Annotated in this window: 21 protein-coding genes; 11 read left to right on the top strand and 10 right to left on the bottom strand. The window is 61.2% G+C overall.

The features are described 5' to 3' along the window. Positions 1–124 precede the first annotated feature (124 nt). Positions 125–1,345: a serine/threonine transporter SstT gene (gene sstT / locus AB4O05_RS14225; RefSeq protein ID WP_460136965.1), complete on the top strand. Its 1,221-nt coding sequence runs from the start codon at positions 125–127 to the stop codon at positions 1,343–1,345. A 70-nt stretch (positions 1,346–1,415) separates the two neighbouring features. Here sstT and AB4O05_RS14220 read toward each other — a convergent pair whose 3' ends face one another. Next, on the bottom strand, positions 1,416–1,925 hold the full coding sequence (locus tag AB4O05_RS14220) for a DUF1993 domain-containing protein (RefSeq protein ID WP_460136966.1): 510 nt from the start codon (positions 1,923–1,925) through the stop codon (positions 1,416–1,418). A gap of 117 nt (positions 1,926–2,042) precedes the next feature. On the opposite strand from AB4O05_RS14220, the gene AB4O05_RS14215 reads away from it, so the two are divergent. Beyond that, positions 2,043–2,690, top strand: a complete 648-nt coding sequence (locus AB4O05_RS14215; protein WP_460136967.1) for a YceH family protein — start codon at positions 2,043–2,045, stop codon at positions 2,688–2,690. 177 nt (positions 2,691–2,867) lie between these two features. Here the strand turns inward: AB4O05_RS14215 and AB4O05_RS14210 are convergent, their stop codons facing one another. Further along, complete coding sequence (locus AB4O05_RS14210; RefSeq protein WP_460136968.1) at positions 2,868–3,686, bottom strand: shikimate 5-dehydrogenase; 819 nt, start codon at positions 3,684–3,686, stop codon at positions 2,868–2,870. A 156-nt stretch (positions 3,687–3,842) separates the two neighbouring features. Here AB4O05_RS14210 and AB4O05_RS14205 point away from each other — a divergent pair, with 156 nt between their 5' ends. The 3 genes from AB4O05_RS14205 to AB4O05_RS14195 all read left to right on the top strand — a co-directional run bounded on the left by AB4O05_RS14205 (position 3,843) and on the right by AB4O05_RS14195 (position 4,897). Beyond that, positions 3,843–4,196 (top strand): hypothetical protein, encoded by a 354-nt coding sequence (locus AB4O05_RS14205; protein ID WP_460136969.1) that lies wholly within the window; start codon positions 3,843–3,845, stop codon positions 4,194–4,196. A 232-nt stretch (positions 4,197–4,428) separates the two neighbouring features. After that, positions 4,429–4,623 (top strand): hypothetical protein, encoded by a 195-nt coding sequence (locus AB4O05_RS14200; protein WP_460136970.1) that lies wholly within the window; start codon positions 4,429–4,431, stop codon positions 4,621–4,623. A 91-nt stretch (positions 4,624–4,714) separates the two neighbouring features. Next, complete coding sequence (locus tag AB4O05_RS14195) at positions 4,715–4,897, top strand: hypothetical protein (RefSeq protein WP_460136971.1); 183 nt, start codon at positions 4,715–4,717, stop codon at positions 4,895–4,897. 3 nt (positions 4,898–4,900) lie between these two features. Here the strand turns inward: AB4O05_RS14195 and AB4O05_RS14190 are convergent, their stop codons facing one another. Continuing rightward, positions 4,901–5,968, bottom strand: coding sequence for an AI-2E family transporter (locus AB4O05_RS14190; protein ID WP_460136972.1), 1,068 nt, complete (start codon positions 5,966–5,968; stop codon positions 4,901–4,903). A 160-nt stretch (positions 5,969–6,128) separates the two neighbouring features. Here AB4O05_RS14190 and trhP point away from each other — a divergent pair, with 160 nt between their 5' ends. Beyond that, entirely contained in the window at positions 6,129–7,463 is a 1,335-nt protein-coding gene (trhP, locus tag AB4O05_RS14185) for a prephenate-dependent tRNA uridine(34) hydroxylase TrhP (protein ID WP_460136973.1), read from the top strand. Positions 7,464–7,602: 139 nt separating this feature from the next. Here trhP and AB4O05_RS14180 read toward each other — a convergent pair whose 3' ends face one another. The 6 genes from AB4O05_RS14180 to AB4O05_RS14155 all read right to left on the bottom strand — a co-directional run bounded on the left by AB4O05_RS14180 (position 7,603) and on the right by AB4O05_RS14155 (position 13,587). After that, on the bottom strand, positions 7,603–9,282 hold the full coding sequence (locus AB4O05_RS14180; protein ID WP_460136974.1) for a methyl-accepting chemotaxis protein: 1,680 nt from the start codon (positions 9,280–9,282) through the stop codon (positions 7,603–7,605). Positions 9,283–9,392: 110 nt separating this feature from the next. After that, positions 9,393–10,712, bottom strand: a complete 1,320-nt coding sequence (locus tag AB4O05_RS14175; protein WP_460137588.1) for a Na+/H+ antiporter family protein — start codon at positions 10,710–10,712, stop codon at positions 9,393–9,395. A gap of 268 nt (positions 10,713–10,980) precedes the next feature. Then, positions 10,981–12,300 (bottom strand): sensor histidine kinase, encoded by a 1,320-nt coding sequence (locus tag AB4O05_RS14170; protein WP_460136975.1) that lies wholly within the window; start codon positions 12,298–12,300, stop codon positions 10,981–10,983. Further along, positions 12,297–12,965 carry a response regulator transcription factor gene (locus tag AB4O05_RS14165; protein WP_460136976.1) on the bottom strand — a complete coding sequence of 223 codons (669 nt, stop codon included), beginning with the start codon at positions 12,963–12,965 and terminating at the stop codon, positions 12,297–12,299. Before AB4O05_RS14165 ends, AB4O05_RS14170 begins: the two co-directional genes overlap by 4 nt. Continuing rightward, a complete protein-coding gene (locus tag AB4O05_RS14160; protein WP_460136977.1) occupies positions 12,965–13,285 on the bottom strand; it encodes a PepSY domain-containing protein in 321 nt (106 codons plus the stop codon). Before AB4O05_RS14160 ends, AB4O05_RS14165 begins: the two co-directional genes overlap by 1 nt. Beyond that, the gene (locus AB4O05_RS14155) at positions 13,285–13,587 is read right to left on the bottom strand and encodes a PepSY domain-containing protein (protein WP_460136978.1); all 303 of its coding nucleotides are present in this window, start codon (positions 13,585–13,587) and stop codon (positions 13,285–13,287) included. The genes AB4O05_RS14160 and AB4O05_RS14155 overlap by 1 nt, the downstream gene beginning before the upstream one ends. A gap of 159 nt (positions 13,588–13,746) precedes the next feature. Between AB4O05_RS14155 and AB4O05_RS14150 the strand changes: the two genes are divergently transcribed. From AB4O05_RS14150 to codA, 5 genes are all read left to right on the top strand, one after another. Then, on the top strand, positions 13,747–14,826 hold the full coding sequence (locus AB4O05_RS14150; RefSeq protein ID WP_460136979.1) for a patatin-like phospholipase family protein: 1,080 nt from the start codon (positions 13,747–13,749) through the stop codon (positions 14,824–14,826). A gap of 76 nt (positions 14,827–14,902) precedes the next feature. Beyond that, on the top strand, positions 14,903–15,259 hold the full coding sequence (gene queD / locus AB4O05_RS14145) for a 6-carboxytetrahydropterin synthase QueD (protein ID WP_460136980.1): 357 nt from the start codon (positions 14,903–14,905) through the stop codon (positions 15,257–15,259). 95 nt (positions 15,260–15,354) lie between these two features. Next, a complete protein-coding gene (locus AB4O05_RS14140; protein WP_460136981.1) occupies positions 15,355–15,978 on the top strand; it encodes an NUDIX hydrolase in 624 nt (207 codons plus the stop codon). Positions 15,979–16,169: 191 nt separating this feature from the next. Beyond that, on the top strand, positions 16,170–17,438 hold the full coding sequence (codB, locus tag AB4O05_RS14135; RefSeq protein ID WP_460136982.1) for a cytosine permease: 1,269 nt from the start codon (positions 16,170–16,172) through the stop codon (positions 17,436–17,438). A 192-nt stretch (positions 17,439–17,630) separates the two neighbouring features. Further along, the gene (gene codA / locus AB4O05_RS14130) at positions 17,631–18,866 is read left to right on the top strand and encodes a cytosine deaminase (protein ID WP_460136983.1); all 1,236 of its coding nucleotides are present in this window, start codon (positions 17,631–17,633) and stop codon (positions 18,864–18,866) included. 9 nt (positions 18,867–18,875) lie between these two features. Here codA and AB4O05_RS14125 read toward each other — a convergent pair whose 3' ends face one another. Beyond that, entirely contained in the window at positions 18,876–21,035 is a 2,160-nt protein-coding gene (locus AB4O05_RS14125; protein ID WP_460136984.1) for a lipase family protein, read from the bottom strand. Positions 21,036–21,042 lie beyond the last annotated feature (7 nt).

Genomic DNA, 21,042 nt, shown 5'->3' with positions numbered 1-21,042 from the left:
CGGGTGACGGAATGCCGCAGCGAACGGGACGCTTCCTACAGCATGTTAGACTTCTCGCCCACTTCCTACAGTACTTTCCGCCTGCAATGCTGTGCCCTACTAAAAAAATCAGAGACAACCCTTTATGACTGCTGCCCCTTCTCTGCTGCACCGTTTAATGCGCGTCAGCCTGGTCACCCAAATTGTCATTGGCCTGATCGCCGGGATCGTATTGGCCCTGCTGCTACCCGAAGCTGCCCGCGCCACGGGTTTTATCGGCAAGGTATTCGTCACCGCGCTCAAGGCCGTGGCGCCGATCCTGGTGTTTGTGTTGGTGATGGCATCGATTGCCAACCATAAACACGGGCAGGAAACCCATATCCGGCCGATCCTGTTTCTGTATTTGCTCGGCACCTTTGCCGCGGCGGTCGTGGCGGTGGTTGCCAGCACGCTGTTCCCCTCGACGCTGGTACTCGCCAGCCATGACGTAAGCGTCACCGCCCCGGGAGGCATCGCGCAGGTGCTGCAAAGCCTGCTGCTCAGTGTGGTGGATAACCCGGTCAGCGCGCTGATGAACGCCAACTTCATCGGCATCCTGGCCTGGGCCATCGGCATGGGCATCGCCATTCGCCACGCCGGAGAAACCACCCGCACCGTGCTGGACGACCTGTCCAACGGCGTCACCCTGATCGTACGCGTGGTGATCCGCTTTGCGCCGCTGGGCATCTTCGGCCTCGTGGCGTCGACCCTGGCCACCTCCGGTTTCGGCGCCCTGCTCGGCTACGCCCACCTGCTGGTGGTGCTGATTGGTTGCATGCTGTTCGTGGCGCTGGTGATCAACCCGGCCATCGTGTTCTGGAAACTACGCCGCAACCCTTACCCGCTGGTGCTGATGTGCCTGCGTGAAAGCGGCATCACCGCATTCTTCACCCGCAGTTCGGCGGCGAACATCCCGGTGAACCTGGCGTTGAGCAAGCGCCTGGGCCTGCATGAAGACACCTACTCGGTATCGATTCCGTTGGGCGCCACCATCAACATGGCCGGGGCCGCGATCACCATCACGGTACTGACCCTGGCAGCCGTGCATACCCTCGGTATCAGCGTCGACCTGCCCACCGCCGTGCTGCTCAGCGTGGTCGCGGCCGTTTGCGCCTGTGGCGCCTCGGGAGTCGCCGGTGGCTCGCTGCTGCTGATCCCCCTGGCCTGCAGCCTGTTCGGCATTCCGAGTGAAATCGCCATGCAGGTCGTGGCGGTCGGCTTCATCATCGGCGTGCTGCAGGATTCGGCAGAAACCGCGCTCAACTCCTCCACCGACGTGCTGTTCACCGCCGCCGCGTGCCTGGGAGAGGAACAACAGCCGGCTTAAACGCCGGCTGCAAAAAAGCCCGGGGCGGTTCTTGCATGAACCACTCCGGGCTTTTTTTGTGACTGAATGCTTAGAAAGCGCCCATGTAATCACGCTTGCCCACTTCCACACCGTTATGACGCAACAGCGCGTACGCCGTGGTGACGTGAAAGAAGAACTGCGGCAGGCCGTAGGTCAGCAGGTAGGAGTGGCCGCTGAAGCGCTTCTCTTTCGGCGTGCCTGGACGGGTGATGATCTCGATGCCTTCCTTGCCGTCGACCTGTGCCGGTGTAATGGTGTCGACGAACGCCAGGACCTTGGCGATCAGCGCTTGCAGGTCGGCGAAGGTCACTTCGGTATCTTCGTATTTCGGCACTTCGATCTCGGCCAGGCGCGCGGACACACCCTTGGCGAAGTCGACGGCGATCTGCACCTGGCGCACCAGCGGAAACATATCCGGGAACAGGCGCGCTTGCAGCAGGGCGTTGGGGTCGATGTTCCTGGCAGTGGCGTGGGCTTCGGCCTTGTTCAGCACATCGCTGAGGGCGTTGAGCATTTGCTTGAAGACTGGGATGGAGGCGGCGTACAGGGAAATAGTCATGACAGTCTCATCGGTAATGGCAGGGTTGGAACCAGCGGCGATTATAGCCATGCCTGCGGCTTGTCTTTTATTTTTTCAGGATTAGGCTAGTGGGCTTCACTGCATAGGGAACGCGCGATGACCGCCGAGCACGACACCGACACCCCCGAGCCGCGCCTGAACAGCACGGAAATCCGCATCCTGGGCTGCCTGATCGAAAAACAGGCGACCAACCCGGAAACCTACCCCCTCACCCTCAATGCCCTGGTGCTGGCCTGCAATCAGAAGACCAGCCGCGAGCCGGTGATGAACCTCACCCAGGGCCAGGTTGGCCAGAGCCTGCGCGCCCTCGAAGGCCAAGGTTTTACCCGACTGGTGATGGGCAGTCGGGCCGACCGCTGGGAACATCGTGTGGACAAGGCGCTGGAGCTGGTACCGGCGCAGGTGACGCTGATTGGACTGCTATTTCTGCGCGGCCCGCAGACCGTCAACGAACTGCTGACCCGCAGCGCGCGCATGCATGATTTCGAAGACGCCGAGCAGGTCGTGCATCAGCTTGAGCGCCTGATCTCGCGCGGGCTGGCGCTGCTGGTGCCGCGCCAGGCGGGGCAGCGGGAAGATCGCTATACCCATGCGCTCGGGGATCCGGCGGATATCGAGGCGATTATCGCGGCGCGGGGCAGCCCGATGGAGCGTGGAGCGGTGGTTTCAGTCGAGCGTATTGAAGAGCTGGAAGCGCGGATTGCGGCGTTGGAAGAACGCTTGGCGCAGTTGGAACAGGCCTGACTCGGTAAAAGTGTGGGAGCGGGCTTGCTCGCGAAGACGTCGGCCCAGCAAACAGTGATGTTGACTGACCCACCGTTTTCGCGAGCAAGCCCGCTCGCCACAGAGGCCCCGCTTGCTGCACGTCAGCGCTACCTCGAAGAGGTACTGAGGGCTCCCACATTTGGCCACCCGTGGTCTTCAGCTTCGGGCAAATGCCACGGCTTTTTCGAACTGTTCCTGGGTCGGTCGAACACCGGTGTACAGCACAAATTGCTCCAACGCCTGGATCGCAATCACTTCCAGGCCGGTAATCACCCGCTTGCCCTGGGCCCGTCCGCGCACGATCAATGGCGTTTCCGAGGGGATCGCCACCACATCGAACACCGTCTCGGCTTTATCAATGGCATCGGCCTCAAACGCCAACGCGTCCGCCTCGGCCCCGCCGGTCATGCCGATCGGCGTGACATTGATCAGCATCTGCGGGCGCAACTCGCCTAGGTCGGCTTGCCACTCATATCCCAGGTTCTGCGCCAATCTGCGCCCCGCTGCTTCATTGCGCGCCACAATCACGCCATTGGCATAGCCTCCGTCACGCAGGGCACTGGCCACGGCCTTGGCCATGCCGCCGCTGCCGCGCAGGGCAAAGGTCGAAGCCTGCGGCACCGCGTGCTTTTTCAGCAGTTGCTCGATGGCGATATAGTCGGTGTTATAGGCCTTGAGGTGGCCATCGGTGTTGACGATGGTGTTCAAGGAGTCGATGGCTTGAACCGAATCGTCCAGTTCGTCCACTAAGGCAATGGCGGCTTCCTTGAAGGGCATGGAAACCCCGCAGCCACGCACGCCCAACGCGCGTATACCGCCGATCGCGCCGGGTAAATCCTGGCTGCTGAAGGCTTTATAGTAAAAATTCAGACCCAACTGTTCGTACAGGTGGTTATGGAAACGCAGGCCAAAATTCCCGGGGCGCGCCGCCAATGACATGCACAGTTGGGTGTCCTTGTTGGGGTGCATCTGCATGAGTAACTCCTTTGAGTAAGCAAATCGGTACAGACCTTACACAACCTTTACCTAGCGGCCGTGCTGTTTTTCAGAAATACGTTGTCTTAAAAGTATCCCCGCGACATTACTTGAGTCTATTGATTGCAGACCACAAGCGCAGGGGCTAACCGAGGAATGACCATGATTCGTACAATCCCCAAGATCGCCCTGCTCGTTGGTGCACTCGCGATGGCAGGCCAAGCCTCTGCCCACGGTGGTGGATGGGCTGGGCCGGCCGCCTTGGGTGCCCTGGTCGGCGCCGCCGTAGTGGGCTCCGTGGTTGCCAGCCAACCCCGTGAGGTCTATGTGCAACAGCCGGTCTACGTGCAGCCACAGCCGGTGTATGCCGCACCACCGCCGGTCTACTACGCGCCGCCACCACCGGTCTATGTGCAGCAAGAGGTGTATTACCGCCCGGCCCCGGTCTATTACGGCCCACCGCGTGGGTATTACGGCCCGCCCCATGGCTATTACCGTCGCGGCTGGTAAGCATCGATCGTTACCTTTAAAAAAGGCCTCGCCCGACGCGGGGCCTTTTTTCGCGCGCAAAGTCCGGATTCATCGCTCCAAGGTCGCTCTGAGAACAATGCCCCAGCCACAATCCCACATTATTAAGATCGAAAGTCTACTTGCCCAACGAGGGCCCTCGCTGTCATGTTTGTGTCACACCCCACTCTCACTATTGAACCGGTCCACTGAATAACAACAAGGACGGCTGACCATGCCCACACAACATCCACACCGCGCTGCTGGCCTCTGTACGTCCAGCAAGGTCTACAGCGCTCTGACTGAGCTCAAGCACCTGGAAGGCCACCGTAGCGCGAAGTTCCTCGCGTTGCTGACGGAAAACCTGGTGCGCAAGGGCTTGCTCAGTGAGGAGGAAGTCGTGAGCATGCTCGATCAGGTCGTGGATTGACGCGTTGCGTTAATGTCGACTATCGAGCCAGGTGATTTTTCCTACACCGCCTGGCCCCGTAAGGTGGCCTCCATAGCGATTGGAGGTCCTTATGCCCACTGTTCAAATCATGTCTGTCATCGGCAGTGCCGTCCCCGCCCCGCTGCGGGAGCTGGGGTTGCTCGCCTGCTGGTACCTGGTACGCGACGGCGAGACCATCAGCGGCCCGCTGATGAGCTTGTCCGCCGCCGAACAACAGCTGCAACACGCCTCGAACTTCAGGCTGCATGCCTGAGGTTCACGGCAATGGCAGTTTGGTCCGTGGCTTGCTTTCGACAAACAGCGCCCAGCTCGATATAAACAGCGCCGCCACCAGTGGCCCGATCACGAACCCGTTGAGGCCGAATACCGACAGGCCGCCCAGGGTCGAAATCAGGATCAGGTAGTCCGGCATCTTGGTGTCCTTGCCCACCAGGATCGGGCGCAGCACGTTGTCCACCAGCCCGATCACAAATACCCCGAACAGGCCCAGCACCACGCCCTGCCAGATCGCACCACTGAGCAGGAAATACGCGGCCACCGGCGCCCACACAATCCCCGCGCCCACTGCCGGCAGCAGCGACAGAAACGCCATCAGCACCGCCCAGAGCAACGCACTGGGAATGTCCAGGAACCAGAAGATCAAACCGCCCAGTGCCCCCTGGGTCACGGCCACCAACACATTGCCCTTGACCGTGGCGCGCACCACCCGATTGAACTTGAGCTGCAACCGACGCTTTTGCGGCTCGGCCAGCGGCACTGCCGTGCGCACTTTGCGCACCAACTCCGGGCCATCGCGCAGCAGGAAGAACAGCAGATACAGCATGATGAAAAAGCTCACCAGAAAATCAAAGGTGCCCTGGCCGAAGCTGAACGCCTGGGTGGCAAAGAACTGGCTGCCCTGCATCGCACTCTTGACGATTTTCTCGCGCAGCCCTTCCAGGTTGCCCATGCCAAAACGGTCCAGCAGATGCTGGAAGTAAGGTGGCAGGAACTGTTTGAACTGTTCGATATACCCGGCCACGTCCAGCTTGCCGCTTTCGACGTTCTTGTAGAGCGTCGCGCCTTCTTGCACCAACAAGGCACTGGTGATGATCACCGGCAAAATCGCGATGACCAGGCACACCATCAGGGTGGTCAGGGACGTGAGGTTGCGGTTCCAGCCGAACCGCTGCTGCAGGCGACGTTGCATCGGCGCAAAGATGATGCCCAGGATCACCGCCCAGAACACCGCGCCGTAGAACGGCAGCAATATCCAGATAAAGGCAATGGTCACCAGCGCCAGCAACAACAGCAGGGTTTTGAATTGCAGGTTGGTTTGATTCATGTCCGGTCCATGTCAGAAAAACAGGACGCGCGTTTGCGTCCAGATGCTTAGTCCGCCGCAAATTCCGGGAGTGCCATCTTTGTTGCGGTAAGCGTAGACCCAGATCAATAAAGCCTTGCCCCGCTTCGACTAACCTCGCGACTTTTTGCGACCCACGCCCATGCCCGTTGCCATTGCTCCACGACTGCTCGCCCCGGAACTGCTCGCCCCCGCCGGCACCCTGAAAAACATGCGCTACGCCTTCGCCTATGGCGCCGACGCGGTGTACGCCGGCCAGCCGCGCTACAGCCTGCGCGTGCGCAACAACGAGTTCGACCACGCTAACCTGGCGCTGGGTATCCAGGAAGCCCATGCGCTGGGCAAGCGTTTCTATGTGGTGGTGAACATCGCGCCGCACAACGCCAAGCTCAAGACCTTCCTCAAGGACCTGGCACCGGTGATTGCCATGGGCCCGGACGCACTGATCATGTCCGATCCGGGGCTGATCATGCTGGTGCGCCGGCACTTCCCACAGATGCCGATTCACCTGTCGGTACAGGCCAACACGGTGAACTGGGCCAGCGTGGAATTCTGGCAGCAGCAAGGGATCTGCCGGGTGATCCTGTCGCGGGAACTGTCCCTGGAAGAAATCGACGAGATCCGCCAGCACGTGCCGGCCATGGAGCTGGAAGTGTTCGTGCACGGCGCCTTGTGCATGGCCTACTCCGGGCGCTGCCTGCTGTCGGGCTATATGAATAAGCGCGATGCCAACCAGGGCAGTTGCACCAACGCGTGCCGCTGGAAATACCAGGCCACGCCGGCGATGGAAAACGCCACGGGGGATATCGTCCAGGTGTTTCAGCCGGAACCGACCCTGGGGATTCGCGCGCCGACCGACCACGTGTTCCTGTTACAGGAAGCCAACCGCCCCGATGAGCAGATGCCCGCCTTCGAAGACGAGCACGGCACCTACATCATGAACGCCAAGGACCTGCGCGCGGTGCAGCATGTGGAGCGCCTGACACGCATGGGCGTGCATTCGTTGAAGATCGAAGGCCGCACCAAGTCGCACTTTTATTGCGCGCGCGCCACCCAGGTGTATCGCCGGGCGATTGATGACGCGGTGGCCGGGCGTGAGTTCGACCGTACGCTGATGACCGACCTGGAGTCCCTGGCCCAGCGCGGCTACACCGAAGGTTTCCTGCGCCGCCATGTGCACGATGAGTACCAGAACTACCAGAACGGTAGTTCCGTGTCGGAGCGCCAGCAGTTCGTGGGCGAACTGACCGGCGAACGCCGCGGCGAACTGGCCGAGGTCAAGGTGAAGAACCGCTTTACCCTGGGCAACCACCTGGAACTGATGACCCCCGCCGGCAACTTCCACTTTGACCTGGCTACCCTGCACAACGCCAAGGGCGAGGCCATCGATGTGGCGCCGGGAGATGGGCACATTGTGTATATGCCCTTGCCGGCTGAGGTGGAGCTGCGCTTCGGCTTGCTCATGCGTGACCTCTGACGTTGATATGTCTTTCAATATGGCCTTAGCGGGCTCCACGCCGCCAACAAGCAGATGGACTGAAAGCACCATCCTCAAAACGTTGATTCAGATGACATGACGCCGAACAACCAGGCCAAGCCCTGACCCCCAGGAACCCTCAGATCCTGAACTGGCCGACCAATTGCCCCAGCCGCTGGCCCAGGTCTGCCAGGCTGCGGGAGGTCTGCGCGCCCAACTGGGTCTCATCGGCAACACTGTCCACCGCCGCAGCAATCTGATGCACGCTGCGGTTGATCTCTTCGGCCACGGCAGTCTGCTCTTCGGCGGCGCTGGCGATCTGCGCGTTCATCGAATTGATGGTGCCGATCAACTGGGCCATGGTGTCCAGGGACGCCCCGGCCTCATTGGCCCGGGCCGACGTGCCGTCGCCGGCATCGCTGGAGCGGCGCATCGCGTCCACGGCCGCTTCAGTGCCTTTTTGCAGACGGTCGATCATGCCTTGAATTTCCTGGGTGCTGGTCTGGGTGCGGCTGGCCAGGGCGCGCACTTCGTCGGCCACCACCGCAAAACCACGCCCGGCCTCCCCTGCCCGCGCGGCTTCGATCGCCGCATTGAGGGCCAGCAGGTTGGTCTGTTCGGCAATCGAACGGATCACACTCAACACGCTGACAATCGATGACACATCCTGCTGCAGGCTGTCGAGGGACACGCCACTGCTGCGGATGTCATTCACCAGTGCATGGATCTGCGCGATGCTGCCGTCCACCACGCGCTTGGCGGCCTGGCCTTCGGCGTCGGTCTGTTGCGCGGCCACGGAGGCGCCCTGGGCACTGCGCGCCACTTCCTGCGCGGCGGAGGACATCTGGTTGATCGCGGTGGCCACTTGATCGGTCTCGTGGCGCTGGCGCTCCATGGCCAGTTCCGAGCGCTGGGCCTGGTCGGACACCTGGCTCACCAGCCCGGTCAGTTGCGCGGTCATTTCAGTGATCTGGCGCACCAGGCCGTGGATCTTGTCGACAAAACGGTTGAACGCACCTGCCAGGTCGCCCAGTTCATCCTGGCTGGTGATGGCCAGGCGGCGGGTCAAGTCGCCTTCGCCGGCGGCGATGTCGTCAAGGTTGGCTTTCATCAGATGCAGCGGTCGCAGAATGGTATTGGCCAACAGTATGCCGGCGGCGGCAATCACCAGCAGCACCACCACGGCCACGCCGAAGATGCTCAGCAGCACGCCTTCCATGCGTTTTTCCACCTTGGCCTCGACCACCGCCACCTGGGCTTCGATGCCGTCCAGGTTCACCGAGGTACCGATGACCATGTCCCATTTGGGCAGGTACTCGGTGTAGCCCATCTTGGGCACCAGTTCGGTCTGGCCGGGCTGGGTGGAGCTGTATTGCAGGTAGTGGGTGCCGTCCTTGCCGACCTTGACCAGGTCGCGGTTGACGTACACACCGTTAGGGTCGCGGTTATCCTTGAAACTCTTGCCTACGCCGTCGGGGCTGTTGCCCTTGAACAGGCGGATGGTCTCGGAGTCGTAGCCAAAGAAATAGCCGTCCTTGCCGTAGCTGGTGTTGGACAGCAGCTTGACCACCTCGGCCCGCGCCGCCGTATCGCCTGGCGTGGCCGCATCATAAAGCGGCTTGATGGTGCTCATGGCGACTTCCACATAACTTTGCAGAGTGGCCTTGGCAGCGTCGAGCAGGCGCTGACGGGTTTCCTCCACCTCGTTGCGCGCCTGCTCCTGGAGAATCCACACGGTCGTCAGGCTGATAACCACGGCAAACAGCAACACCGGCACGACGGCGAGGGACAGAACTTTGGCCTTCAGACTCAGACGCATGGCTTTTATCTCTTATTAGGCGACTTGAAAGGTTATCGGCCAGTTGCGCGGATTCTGTAAGTCCCAGGCGACGTTAGCCAGGTGGGCTTACTACAAGGGTGCGATAAGGGTCAGAGGGTCATCGCGGCCAGCCAGCCAAATGCCAGTAATGGGATATTGTAGTGCAGGAATGTCGGCACCACGGTGTCCCAGATGTGGTGGTGCTGGCCGTCGATATTCAGGCCGGAGGTCGGGCCGAGGGTGGAATCCGACGCGGGCGAGCCGGCATCGCCCAATGCGCCCGCCGTGCCGACGATGCACACGATGGCCAACGGGCTGAAGCCCAGTTGCACACACAACGGCACAAAAATCGCGGCGAGGATCGGCACCGTGGAAAACGACGAGCCGATCCCCATGGTCACCAACAGGCCCACCAGCAGCATCAGCAACGCACCGACGCCACGGCTATGGCCAATAAACGCCGCCGACGCTTCCACCAGCGAACGCACGTCGCCGGTGGCCTTGAGCACTTCGGCGAAACCCGAGGCGGCGATCATGATGAAGCCGATCATGGCCATCATCTTCATGCCTTCGGTGAACAAGTCGTCGGTGTCGCGCCAGCGCACGATGCCCGACACCGAAAAAATCAGGAACCCGGCCAGGGCGCCGATGATCATCGAATCCAGCCACAGTTGAATGATGAATGCCGAGGCAATCGCCAGGCCGGCCACCAGCAAGGTCAGCGGGTTGTATTGCACGGCCACTTGCTCGACCCGCTCGATTTTCTCCAGGTCATACACACGTTTTTTGCGGTAGCTGACAAACACCGCCACCAGCAGGCCGACCACCATGCCCAGAGCCGGCAGCCCCATGGCGTGGGTGACGTTGACCTGGCTGATGTCCACACCGCTGTTGGCCACATTGGCCAGCAGGATCTGGTTGAGGAAAATATTGCCAAAGCCCACCGGCAGGAACATGTAGGGGGTGATCAAACCGAAGGTCATCACGCAGGCAATCAGGCGGCGGTCCAGTTGCAGCTTGGTCAGCACGTAGAGCAGCGGCGGCACCAGCAACGGAATAAACGCAATGTGGATCGGCAGAATGTTCTGCGAGGCAATCGCCACCACCCACAGCAGGCCGATCAACAACCATTTGACGTGGCTGCCACCGCTGGCGTCCTGACGGTCCACCAGCAGCAAGGCTTTGTCCGCCAGGGCGTGGGCCAGGCCGGACTTGGCAATCGCCACCGCGAATGCGCCGAGCAATGCGTAGGACAACGCGACGGTCGCGCCACCACCCAAGCCGCCATTGAAGGCTTTAAGCGTGGCCTCGATACCCAGGCCGCCCGTCAGGCCACCCACCAGGGCGCCGACGATGATGGCGATGACCACATGCACGCGGGACAGGCTGAGCACCAGCATGGTGCCGACTGCAGCGATGACGGCGTTAATCATGGTTACCTCAAGCAGAAACATACAAAACAGACATGCCCGCGCCCAAGTGGCCATTGAATGGCAACCCGCGCGCAGGCTTTAGGAGGTCTTATTAGAGGGCGCGCACTTTGCAGCAGGCGGGCGCACATGTCAAAAAGCGCGGTGAAGGAAGAGATCAACAGCAATGTGTCGACCATCCGCGCCTGGTTGATGGATCACTTTCGGATGTAGTGCCCATACCTGCGTCGTCCAAATGAAGACGCTGCCACAATTTGCTTGCGGTGTGTCAGGAGTGGCGCTTGGGCAGCTCGATCAGCACCTTGAGCCCACCCCACTCACTCTCCTGCAACTGCAACACCCCGCCCCACACCTCGACGATATCGCGCACGATTCCCAACCCCAAGCCATGGCCATCTATCTGCTCGTCCAGGCGCGCGCCACGGCTGAACACCTGGTCGCGTTGGGTTTCGGGGATGCCGGGGCCGTCGTCTTCGACTGCCAGCAGGTAACCATGCTCAGTTTCGCTGACGCTCAGGCGGATATCGGCATCCGCCCATTTACAGGCGTTGTCCAGCAGGTTGCCGAGCAGTTCCAGCAGGTCTTCGCGGTCCCACGGCAATTGCAGGCCGGGGGTGGCATGGTAGCGCAGGTCCAGGTGATCGCCGTGGATCATGGTCAAGGTGGCCAGCAGGCCGGGCAGTTCTTTGTCACAGTCGAACAAGGCGCCGGGCAACGTTTCGCCGGCCAGGCGTGCACGGTTGAGTTCGCGGTTGAGGCGTTGTTGCACCTGCTCCAACTGGTCGTGCAGCAGCTTGCGCAGTTCGGGGTGGTCTTTGAGCGCCTCACTCGAGGCCGCGCTCAGCAGCACCGCCAGCGGGGTTTTCAACGCATGGCCGAGGTTGCCGAGCGCATTGCGGGAGCGTTTGAGGCTGTCTTCGGTGTGGGCCAGCAGGTGGTTGATCTGGGCGACCAGCGGTTCCAGCTCCAGCGGCACCTGGGTGTCGAGTTGCGTGCGTTGGCCCTGTTGCAACTGGGCGATCTGGTTGCGCGCGTTTTCCAGCGGGCGCAGGGCGCGACGCACAGTGACCCGTTGCAGGATCAACACCAACAGCAACGCCGCCAACCCCAGCACCAGGCCGATCTGACGCATCAGGCGGAAGCTTTCCCGCACCGGGGTGTAGTCCTGGGCCACGCTGATGGAAATCGACTGGCCAAAGCGCTTGTAGTCCGACCGCAGCACCAGCAGTTGTTGACCTTCGGGCCCCAGTTGCAGGTTGCCCTTGAGCCCGGCCTCCGTCAGTTGCGGCAGCTCCTGGTCCCACAGCGAGCGGGAACGCCAATGCGTGTCGGCAAAATCGATACGAAAGTAATGCCCGGAAAACGGTCGCTGATACGCAGGCGACAGGCGCTGCTCATCCAGCTGTACGCCGTTGGGCCCGCGCACCAGCGCCACCAGCAGGTTCTCGCTGTCGTTATGCAAGCCCGCTTCCAGGTAGCGCTGCAAACCGGCCTCGAACAACCACAGACTGGTTTGCGCCAGCACCACGCCGACGATCACCATCACACTGATCAGCCCGAGGCTGAGGCGTCGTTGAATCGACTTCATGCAGGGCTGGCGCCAAACCGATAGCCCTGGCCACGCCGGGTTTCGATCACGCCGCGGCCCAACTTGCGGCGCAGGTGGTTGACGTGGACTTCCAGCACATTGGAGTCGCGCTCGGTCTCGCCGTCATACAAATGCTCGGCCAGGTGGCTTTTCGACAGGATTTGTTCGGGGTGCAGCATGAAGTAGCGCAACAGGCGAAACTCGGCGGCCGTCAGCTGGATCTCGTCGCCGTCACGCAGCACGCACTGGCGCCCTTCATCCAGGTGCAGGCCGGCGGCTTGCAAAGTGGGTTGGTTGACCTGGCCGTGGGAACGACGCAACAGCGCCTGGATGCGCAGGTGCAGTTCTTCCGGGTGGAAGGGTTTGCTCAGGTAATCGTCGGCACCGGCCTTGAGCCCTTCGATACGCTCGGCCCAGGAATCGCGGGCGGTCAGGATCAGCACCGGGGTCGCCAGCGCTGCGGCACGCCATTGCGCCAGCACTTGCAACCCAGGCAAACCGGGCAGGCCCAGGTCGAGAATGATCAGGTCATAGGGCTCGCTGCGGCCCTGGTACGCAGCATCGCGCCCATCGGCCAGCCAGTCGACCGCATACCCCTGGCGCTGCAGGCCGGCCAGCAGTTCATCGGCCAGGGGTACGTTATCTTCCACCAAAAGCAGGCGCATCAGTCTTCCTCGTCTTTGATCAGCACACCACTGGTCGCGTCCAGCTTGATCTCGCGCACCACACCTTCAATGGTCACCAGTTCCACTTCGTAGGCATATTGACCGTGTTTTTTCTCAAGCTCGGCCTCCAGCAAGCGGGAGCCGGGGTAGCGGGCCATGGCCTGCTGCAACAGTTGCTCCAGTGGCAGGATCACTCCCTGCTGGCGCAGGGCCAGCGCTTCATCCTGGTTGAGGTCGCGGGCTGCCACGCTTGAGCAACAAGCCAGGAGCACCAAGGCCACCAGGGCCACCCGACTGCCGGCGCATAAATTTACCGTCATTACGTATCCTGATGATTCTTGAGAACTTGCCCGGTGAGCGCGTCCAATTCAACCTCCCATTCAATACCGTTGCGGTCTTGCAGCTCGACTTCGTAGCGGTACCTGCCGTACGCCTCATCCAGGTCGGTGTCCAGCAGCGTCGAACCGGGATGCAGGCCCAGGGCCGTGGCTTCCAGTTGATCGAAAGCGACAATAGTAACAGTGGCGGGCACGCTCAGCGGTTTGTCGGGGTCCATCGCCACGGCCTGGGTCGCCGAGGAAGCGATGATAGCGGCGGCGACCAGAGCTGTGAGGCGCTTCATGATAAGACTCCGTTACACGATGTTTTTCCTACGCCGGCCACGGTACCCGCTGCAACTTAACTGAAACTGAATTGCCACCATGGCAATTTATGGGGTGGCCTTTTTCCCACACCGTGCGAGATTTTCTATACTGCCCCGCTCGCTTCAACAGAGACCGGTATGACAGCCATCCACATCAAGTTTCCCGCCCTGACCCTCAAGGCCGGCAAACGTGCCTTTACCCGCATCCGTGAGCAGGGCCTGGCGTCGGCCGACGTCGGTATTCTTCCCGGTGCAGCCGGTGGCCCCAAGGCCCTGGGCATCCAGGGTCTGGACCTGGCGCTGTTCGGCGACTGGCTGCCCCGCGCGCCACGGGAACGCGCGCTGATCGGTGCCTCTATCGGCTCCTGGCGCTTTGCCAGCGCCTGCCTGCCCGACCCGGTGCAAGGCCTGCTGGACCTCGGCCGCCTGTACAACGAACAACGCTTTGCCAAAGGCGTGACCATGGCCGACGTCAGCCAGAGCTGCCAACGCATGCTCGACGATCTGCTGGCCGGCCGCGATGCGCGGGTGCTGGACAACCCCGACTATCGCCTGAACATCATGGTGGTCAAAAGCCATGGCCTGCTTGCCGATGACCACCGTGGGCGCCTGGGCCTGGGCCTGTCATCGGTGATTGCCGATAACCTGCGAGGCCGCGCGCGGCTGTCGCGGCATTTCGAACGGTTGATCGTTCACGACCCGCGCCAGCCGCCCCCGGTGCACCCGTTGAAGGACTTCCCGTCGCGCTTCCTTGACCTGGAACTGGGCAACCTGCGCCAGGCGTTGCTCGCCTCGGGCTCGATCCCCATGGTGATGCAAGGCGTGCGCGACCTGCCTGGCGCTGGCGCTGGCACCTACCGCGACGGCGGCCTGCTGGACTACCACCTCGACCTGCCCTACCACGGCGACGACATCGTGCTGTACCCGCATTTCACCGACCGGGTCATCCCCGGCTGGTTCGACAAGGGCCTGCCGTGGCGGCGCAGCAATCAGCAGGGCTTGCAGGATGTGTTGCTGCTGGCACCGTCCAAGGACTACCTGGCCCGCCTGCCCCACGGCAAACTGCCGGACCGCAGCGACTTCAAGCGCTTCATGGGCGATGACCCAAGCCGCAATAAATATTGGCAAACCGCCATGAGCGAAAGCCGGCGGCTGGGCGATACGTTTCTGGACTGGGCGGATAACGGCAAATTGGGCGAGCACTTGCAAGCCCTCTGACCCAGCGGTGTGCGCGGCGACGGATCAAGCTGTTAAACTCGCCGCCTGCCAGATACCTGACCGAGCTGAAAATACCGTGGAAATCTTCAAAGAGTTTACCTTCGAGTCCGCCCACCGCTTGCCGCACGTGCCGCAAGGCCATAAATGCGGGCGCCTGCATGGGCATTCGTTCAAGGTGGCGATCCACCTGAGCGGCGACCTGGATCCCCATACCGGCTGGATCCGCGACTTCTCGGAGATCAAGGCGATTTTCAAGCCGCTCTACGACCGCCTCGACCACAATTACCTCAATGACATTCCGGGCCTGGAAAACCCCACCAGCGAAGTGCTGGCCAAGTGGATCTGGAATGAGCTCAAGCCGTTGCTGCCGGAACTCAGCGCGATTCGTATCCATGAGACCTGCACCAGCGGTTGCATCTATCGCGGCGAGTAAGCGCGACGTGCAGAAACCACCCTTGCGGTGGTTTTTTTTGGCTGGCGTAGCACCCTTGCGCGTGCACGCCCTGTTCGGAACCCAGGGAGACGTCCATGGAAAACATCTGGTTGGCCCAGGCCAAACGCCTGCAAGCGCTGGCCTCCACCGGGCTGCACTTTTGCACCGATGATTTCGAGCGCGAGCGCCTGGAGGAAATTGCCCAGATTGCCCACAGCATGCTGGCGCAACTGGGCAATGTGCCGTTAGCGCGCATCTGCGGGCTGGTCACGGACTTCGCCCAGCGCTATTCGACGCCGATGATTGACGTACGCGGTGCCGTGATCGAAGGCGAGCGGATTCTGCTGGTAAGGGAATCGACCGACGGCTGCTGGGCACTTCCGGGCGGTTATGCGGACATCGGTTTGTCGGCAGCTGAGAACATCATCAAGGAGATTCGCGAGGAAGCCGGGCTGACGGTGACGGCGCGCGCGCTGTACAGCGTGACGCACAAAGCCAAGGGTTTGTATCGACCGGATGTACGCGACTTCTACAAGTTGTACTTCTTGTGTGAGCGTGTGGATCAACAGGCGCCGATGCCCGGGTTCGAAACCACCGATGTGGGTTTTTTCCGCCTGGACGCGCTGCCGCCACTGTCCCGCGGGCGCACCATCGAGAGTGATCTGGAGGCTGCGTTTGCATTTCATCGCGGCGAAACCACGCAGACGCTGTTCGACTGATCCAATTTGTATCACCGCTGCACCGCTTTCGTGCCCGACCGGGCACCGCGAACACTGACGCTCGCGTCGCTCCCCGCTTTGGCTATAAATACTGTGCACGGTGCACAGCGCTCACCGTGTGCGCGTCACTGCCGCTGAATTGGCACGCGCGGTGCAACAGGCCTGCGTCACTCATTCAGGGAGCAAGGCACATGACGCAACACGAACCGGGCAACGACTACCCCTTAAGCGAAGTGCCCCTGCATGCACGCAAGGGCCTGGCTTCTACCGCCATGGTGCTGCTGGGCTTTACGTTTTTTACCGCGACCATGTTCGCCGGCGGCAAGCTGGGGGTGGCGTTCAGTTTCACCGACATGCTCGGCGTGGTGGCCTTGGGCAACCTGCTGTTGGGTATTTACGCCGCAGGCCTGGGCTATATTGCCTTCAAAAGCGGCCTGAACTCGGTATTGATGGGGCGCTTCTGCTTTGGCGAGGCCGGTAGCAAGCTCAGCGACCTGATCCTCGGTTTTACCCAGATCGGCTGGTACGCCTGGGGCACCGCCACCGCTGCCGTGGTACTGGGTAAATATTTCGAACTGAGCCAGGGCAGTGTGTTGGCATTGATGGTGCTGTTTGGCCTGATGTTCTGCGCGACGGCCTACGTGGGGTATCGCGGGTTGGAGATTCTGTCCTACGTCGCGGTGCCGGCCATGGGGCTCTTGTTGTTTCTGTCGATGTGGGTCGCCACGGTGAAAGTCGGCGGTTGGGAGGGCTTGCTGGCGGTGGTACCGACCGGGGAACTGGACTTGTCCACGGCGATCACCCTGGTGTTCGGCACCTTTGTCAGCGGCGCGACCCAGGCCACCAACTGGACGCGGTTTTCGCGCTCGGCCAGGGTGGCGGTGCTGGCCAGCCTGATCGGCTTCTTCGTCGGCAACGGCCTGATGGTACTGATCGGCGCCTATGGCGCCATCGTCTACCAGCAACCGGACGTGGTGGAGGTGTTGCTGCTGCAAGGCTTTGCCATGGCGGCCATGGCCATGTTGCTGCTCAATATCTGGAGCACCCAGGACAACACCATCTACAACTTCGCCGTGGCCGGCTGCAACCTGTTGCGCACCCGGCGCCGCAAGACCGTGACCCTGGCCGGCGCGGTGATCGGCACCCTGCTGGCGTTGTTGGGCATGTACGACATGCTGGTGCCCTACCTGATCCTGCTGGGTACGGTGATTCCACCGATTGGCGGGGTGATCATGGCGGATTTCTTCTACCGCTATCGCGGCCGCTACCCACTACTGGCGCAGGCGCGCCTCCCGGCGTTCAACTGGTCGGGGCTGGTGGCCTACGCCGTGGGCACCGTGCTGGCGTTCAACTCCCCGTGGGTCGCCCCGCTGGTGGGGATCGCTGCCGCGTCACTGACCTACATCGCGTTGACCGCCGTTTTACGCGTACGTGCACCGCTGGCTGACGCCCAGGCATGAGCCTGACCATCGCCGAGTACCTGCTTATGCTGCGCAGCGGCGTGCGTGATCGCACCCCGCAAGCCTGGCCTCACGAGAATGGTAACCTGATGGTCGCCGCTGAATAATTCATATGACCGCCTGGACATCGGCATCCCCCTGATGATCCGGCGGCTGTCTGCCTGATTGCTTTTAGCCAAGAGGAACTTGCCCATGCACATCATCAACGCCCGCCTGCGCAACCGTGAAGGCCTGCATGATCTGCACCTGGAAAACGGCCGGATCGCCAGCATCATCCCACACACGGCAGCACCCGCCTTGGCCGCCGGCGACCTGGACGCCGCCGGCAACCTGGTGATCCCGCCCTTTGTCGAACCGCACATCCACCTCGATGCCACCCTCACCGCCGGCGAACCGCGCTGGAACATGAGCGGCACCCTGTTCGAAGGCATCGAGTGCTGGGGCGAACGCAAAGCCACTATCACCCAAGAAGACACCAAGACCCGCGCGAAGAAAACCATCCAGGCTCTCGCCGCCCACGGCATCCAGCATGTGCGTACCCACGTCGACGTCACCGACCCGGACCTCACGGCGCTCAAAGCCATGTTGCAGGTGCGCGAAGAAAGCACGCACCTGATCGACCTGCAAATCGTTGCATTCCCCCAGGAAGGCATCGAGTCCTATCGCAACGGCCGCGAACTGATGGAAGAAGCCATCCGCCTGGGCGCCGACGTGATTGGCGGCATTCCTCACTTTGAATACACCCGCGACCAGGGCGTGAGTTCGGTGAAGTTCCTGATGGACCTGGCCGAACGCACTGGCTGCCTGGTGGACGTGCATTGCGACGAAACCGATGACCCCCACTCGCGCTTCCTTGAAGTGCTCGCCGAAGAAGCCCGCAGCCGCGACATGGGTGCTCGCGTCACTGCCAGCCACACCACCGCCATGGGCTCCTACGACAATGCCTACTGCGCCAAGCTGTTCCGCCTGCTGGGGCACTCCGGCATCAGCTTCGTCTCGTGCCCGACCGAAAGCATCCACCTGCAGGGCCGCTTCGACAGTTTCCCGAAACGCCGGGGTGTCACCCGGGTCAACGAACTGCTCGAAGCCGGCATGAACGTGTGCTTCGGCCAGGACTCAATCGTTGACCCCTGGTACCCGCTGGGCAATGGCAACATCCTGCGCGTCCTGGAAGCAGGCCTGCACATCTGCCACATGCTCGGTTACCGCAACCTGCAAAGCGCCCTCGACCTGGTGACCGACAACAGCGCCAAGGCCATGGCCCTGGGCGACCGCTACGGCCTGGAACCCGGACGCCCGGCCAACCTGTTGATCCTTTCGGCGGACAGCGACTACGAGGTGATCCGCAGCCAGGGCCTGCCGCTGTACTCCATCCGCGACGGCAAAGTGTTGATGAAGCGTCAGCCAGCGCACGTGGAGTTTGTATGAATGCTCGGGTCAGGTGATTGAGTCGATATCCAGCATCTGCGCCCTCCCCGGCTCGCCATCCATGACGGGAGGGATGCTGGCGACTTGGGACAGCGCTCGGTTTTCCCGATGGCTGAACCAACGCTTGAGGCTGGATGGAAGGTGGGCAGCATGGGCATGGCTGCCATAGACATCGCGGGCTTTAAGGCGACGCCAGCGCAGGGATTGCAGGCGTTCGCGACTGGTGTGCAGCCGGTCGATTTCGGCATTGAGCGCCTGATTGAACTCGCCCGGTTTATGACTGCGTCCATTGGATGGCCGCCGACGCTCCAGTTCTCGCCGTTTGTCGCGTAGTTGCTGGCGCATGGCCTCCAGCGCCCGATCCAACAGTTCGTACTCTCTTTGGGTCACCAGAGGGCCCTGGGTGTCCAGGGCCTGCTGCCAGCGATGCAGCGTCGCCCAAGCCGCCGGGATATAACTGGCGGTCATGAAATGCTGGCTGGCCTCGAACAGTTGCTTAATCAAATTAGAGCGATCAGGCATATCTCCATGCAATTGCAAGGCGCGATTGATCGCTACCTCTTCGATGGACTCACAACCGGGCTTCCACAGCACCGAGGAGCGCGTGCCATCCGGGAGCATGATCGGCATGAAGTGCTGTTGTTCACCATGGTGCCGGTAGGGGTTGCCGCCAAAACGCACCAGGCCGGCGGCGAACAGCAGGCCACCGGTTGCGGGAGCACTGAACAGCGTGACGGCGCCAGGAATCCAGAGCTTGGCGGTGGTGTTCATCCAGGGCGCTGGGACGCTGGGAACGGGGTCGTTGTGGTTGACGATGCGGTGGTGGACCAATGTGGATGCACCGGCAGTGAATTCGGAATCGCCGGCACGGGGGGCGCCGTAGGTGTAGAGGAGGATGTTGTAGTCACGATCAGGCATACGACGTAGCCCTTCTGCCAATAGCAATGCAATTGCACCGCCCAGACTATGGCCGCAAATAACGATGCGTTGTCCACTATGAAATTGGCTGAGGTAACGCAGCACGAAATCGCGCATCGCTCGGTAAGCCTGATAAAAACCTTCGTGTGCCTTACCGACACCGTCGGTAAAAACCACCTGATGGGCATTTGCATCACGCAATGCGTCGGCCGTACTGAAGGTGCCTCGCACGGAGATCAAGATCACTTCGTCGTGGTGAGTGATGAAAGCTTGAGTGTCAGTTCCCGTTTTTTCGTCATCAAAGAAGTGCACACTCGCTGGATGTTCCTGTTTGTCCTGTAACTCCGGGCGATTCTGTGGATACAACTCAGGATCAAAAGGTAGGATTTCGAATCGCCGGGAGTAAGGGACATCTTCATAAAGGGGATAAAAACGCTGCGTTTGTGCGGGGTCGATTCGCCATGCTTCGTGATAGCCCGATAGTTTTTCAGCAAACAAATTTCCAACGCTGGGATCCCATGGGAAGCGAACTTTATCAGCGGGCTTTTCTCGCGGCTCCTGACCGAAATCGCAATAACTTAACGCAGCAAACAGCGCCAAATGGTACAAATTCAAGGCGCAGAAACTGTCTTCGGTCGAGACCATCGGGCGCAGGGCCCGCAGCGGACGCACCTCCAGAACCGTATAGCTATTTGGGAACAGCACAATCCCTGACAAGGCGGGCTGGGGTGGACCGAACCCCAAATCGGCCATCATTTTCAGCGCATGACGCTCAGGCCGATAAGCGCTGGCAGCCACGGGCGGAAGATGAGCGGTATGGCGCACCAGGTCGCTGACTTCAACCTGATAAAACCGATCCGCTTTCTGCCGTGCGGGGTTGTCCTCGGTACGCCGGCCATCGGTATTTGAAAAACGTGTTTGTTCAGCCCGGACCTGGAGATCGCTGATAGGTAATGGATAGTTTTCCCGTTGCTGCAAAGTTGAATAGTAGCCCTCCCCTATCTCATATGAAGCATCAACCATCAGAACGACGGGGCCTCGGCATTGGCCCTCCAACCCAGCAAAACCCTCTGCATTCAAATACCCTGTGTAGCGCTGCCCGAGGCTGTCAAACACTTCATACTTGAGGCCGCCATAGGCTTTTCCGTCGCCTGTTTCATCGACTAGACAAAAACTCAACCTGCCGCCACGTAATGCGCAAGCAGGCATTTTTCCATTAAAAAAAGAATGCTTCCATTGCTCCATCGTCATGCCTGGA

The sequence above is a fragment of the Pseudomonas sp. S1_G07 genome (genome assembly GCF_054668565.1).
The sequence above is the reverse complement of the archived record's forward strand: the minus strand, read 5'-3'. Positions and strand labels throughout refer to the sequence as shown.